Here is a 3,223-nt window from a genome sequence, read left to right on the forward strand (position 1 = left end):
CATATAAATCCGGGGTATCCAGAGCAATTAGGAGCGTATTGATTTTCCTTCTGGCGAATTCTTTGGCTATTTCGCGCCCGATACCGAGGCTGGCACCGGTGATCAGGGCGTATTCATTATTTGATTCCATAAGCGGCAAAGGCAATTACACCAAAGATTAAGGGGCCCAAGATAGTACTTTCTCCATACACGCGTTTAAAATGGCTTTGGAGCACCCTTATGGGAGTAAAAAAAGCTGACCCCATAAAACTTGTGGAGTCAGCCTTATGTTTAATAACAAAAACTATGGTTTACTGGGGTGTATACCAGATCGGGCTGGTCACCCCTCGTTCCTGATGTATCAGAGGGATAAAAAAAGGAGGACTTTAGCCCTCCTTTTTCTTTTTTTAAGCAAACCGAAACGGTTTAATCAGAACATGTCTTCGGTGATTCCTCCAACTCGCGTGGCGGGTCAGCGGCCTGTCGGCCGTTGTGCCGGTATCCGGGTGTTGTCTTTTTGTATCTTTCATTGTTGTATTTTTAGTGTTGTGCGAAACCCTTATGGGCCTTTAGCAGTATAGTAGACGCAGAAAGGGTTCTTTTATTACATCATTGTGAAATGTTTAACAGTAAAGGCTAAATATTAGACAAAACAGGAAGCCTTCAACCACGAAAATACTCTGGAGGTTGGGACTGTTTTATACAACGACAGTTATGTCTGATAAGAGCATCGGAAGGGGAGGCTACAGATGGAAATAACGGAAAACATTAACACCAGGATATTATGAAAAAAGTACTGATTACCGGATGCAGTAAAGGGATAGGTCTGGAAACGGCTTTGGCATTTGCACGAGCGGGGTATAAGGTCTTTGCCACGATGCGCAACCCTGAAAACGCGCCTGCCCTTGCCCGTCAGGCTGCAGAGGAATCCCTGGATATGGTGATTTGCACTATGGATGTGGATTCTGACGACTCCGTGCAAACGTGCACTTCTAAAATACTCGAGGAATCGGGTTTTATAGATGTCCTTGTTAATAACGCGGGTATTGAACGCCACGGTTCGGTCGAAGAAATGGATATCGCCGATTTTGAGGCGATTATGAACACCAATTACCTGGGTGTCCTTCGGTGTACTAAGGCATTTTTACCTCAAATGCGGGAACACAGAAAAGGATGTATTATCAATATAGCGTCTGTCTCGGGCCATATTGCCAACAGCCCCCTGGGAGCCTATGCGGCGAGTAAGCACGCCCTGGAGGCGATCAGTGAGGCTTTGGCGCAGGAGGTAAAGCCTTTCAATATTAAGGTAGCTATTGTGGAGCCCGGTATCATCAATACCCAGATGGCACATGATATTGCGGTAGACGGGGCCTCCATTTATCCGAACTCAAAGCGGCAGGCAGCACTTTTTTCCGCGGCTTTGAAAACACCAACACCACCTTCTATGGTCGCAGATAAAATTCTGGAAGTAACCGAAAGCGACAGCTGGACCCTGAGGTACCCTGTTGGGCCGGATGCCCTTCCTTTTATCGCGTGGAGAGGTTCCATGACCGATGAGCAATGGGTGGATTGGAATGCCGTCAGCGACGAAGAGTGGTACGCCTCTGTGGAGCGCGATTTTGGGATGAAGCTTCAGTAGGAGAACACAAGTAGGAGATAGAAGGGATGCACCTTCCCAATATTTTAATGACCTTGGATCTTGTCCACAGGTTCTGGGAACGGATTCTTAACCCCTCAGCCGGGGCCCGAGCCACAACCAGCCCATACTCGCCAGGAATAGCGCATAAAACCAGAGAGGAGAAACCGGGACCAGGCCCTCCGAGATAACGTCGGATTCGGGTATCCCCCGGAAAAAACGGTGATTGGCTTTCAGAGTACTTTGGATGCCTAAAACTTCCCAATCTTCTTCCCCATAGACGTAATAGGGAAAATCCGGAAGGGAATCCGAAGCGAACCGAAGGTGGTTCCATCCCGATCTTTCCGGATAGTCCCTCCCTTTCCAAAGGGTTGGGTTCCACAAATCCTGGATCAGGGGGAGCCGGAGCCCTCGTTCATTTTTAACCTCCTGATCAGGGAGTGCCCCACGGATTCTAAATTCAAAGGGCTCATCCTGCCTCGGAAGGCCGGTTCTGGCTTCCCAGGCGATTGGAGCTTTGTTCTCTGCGGCCGCCTGGCTGAGCAGCACCGTCCACAGCTCCCTGTAGGCTTCCGCCTTGCCCTGCAAGACCCATTGATAGGTATCCTTAAGGAGGGTGGTCACTACTTTTCCTTCCCCCATTGGACGATAGGCACCTACCTGTTTTCCGTTGGGCAACACTATAGGCTGGATGGGAAAGTCCATGGAGAAGGCGTAAGGATATTTCTCAAGGACCAGCCCCTTGTCATACCCGGCGTCCCAGCTGGTACGCCTATCCTGTCGAAAACCGAAGAAGGCCTGATCCTCAGGGAGGCCCAGGTATCGCGCGTCAGCCTGGATTAAAAGACCCAATCCTGATTCCTCTATGCTTTTGCGCAGGGCGGCACGGGAGGAAGCCCCCAGACCAAGGTAGGAGGCGGCGTCAGAGATGAGCAGGTCAAATTCCTTCAGGTTCTCCCCGGAAAGCTGGTACACGGGCTGTGCTTTCCTGTTGAGGTATTCGAATTTATAAGCCCCCCGTGTCAGTTGGCTGCGGACTACCACTTCATTGCCTTTCTCGGCCAGGAGGTTTTTCAGGTACCGGGTCTCAAAAGTTGGGAAGGTATTGAGGATCAGTATACGCATGGGGCTGGGACGCCTTATCCGCAAGGGAACTGGATCGGTACGGACCACCTGCCCGCTGCTGTCCTGTTCTTCCAGGAGGTAGGTCAGGTTTCCCGGGGCCTTTGGCACGGATTCCAACCGGAATGCCCATTGCGATCCCCGGGGCATCACGGCAGAGTCCCTGGGGTTTCCCCCCGGGTCCCTGAGCAGGAGCCGGTGCCCTTCAACCGGGTTGTTGTAAACCCCATTTATGGAAACCTTCCTTCCCAATACCCCGTCAGCCGTAGGGTTCAAACGGCTGATTCCGGCAGGGGATTCCGCAGGTAGGAATGTCATCTTGCGCCCTACTGCCTGCCACAGGTCATAGGATGCCAACCCATACCCCAGGACGATAGCAGAGGTAAATGAAGGGTTGGGTTCCAGGAGCTGCCCGGGTTGGTATTCCAGGGTTCGGATCCCGGGGTGTGCCCTTTTCAGGCTATCGGCGACCCTGCTGTTATATCC

The 3,223-nt window shown here is 51.4% G+C and carries 2 protein-coding genes; one reads left to right on the plus strand and one right to left on the minus strand.

All coding sequences use genetic code 11. The annotated features are described in order from the left end of the window. Positions 1-763 precede the first annotated feature (763 nt). A complete protein-coding gene (locus tag WBV75_RS13915; RefSeq protein ID WP_424121187.1) occupies positions 764-1,618 on the plus strand; it encodes an SDR family oxidoreductase in 855 nt (284 codons plus the stop codon). Positions 1,619-1,705: 87 nt separating this feature from the next. Here WBV75_RS13915 and WBV75_RS13920 read toward each other — a convergent pair. After that, positions 1,706-3,223, minus strand: a 1,518-nt coding sequence (locus WBV75_RS13920; RefSeq protein WP_424121188.1) for a hypothetical protein, incomplete at its 5' end; no start/stop codon positions are given.

The sequence above is a fragment of the Robiginitalea sp. genome, assembly GCF_049588695.1.
Classification (GTDB): Bacteria; Bacteroidota; Bacteroidia; order Flavobacteriales; family Flavobacteriaceae; genus Robiginitalea.

Coding starts and splice junctions, on each gene's coding strand:
- WBV75_RS13915 (WP_424121187.1), top strand. CDS start 764: ATGAAAAAAGTACTGATTACCGGATGCAGTAAAGGGATAGGTCTGGAA.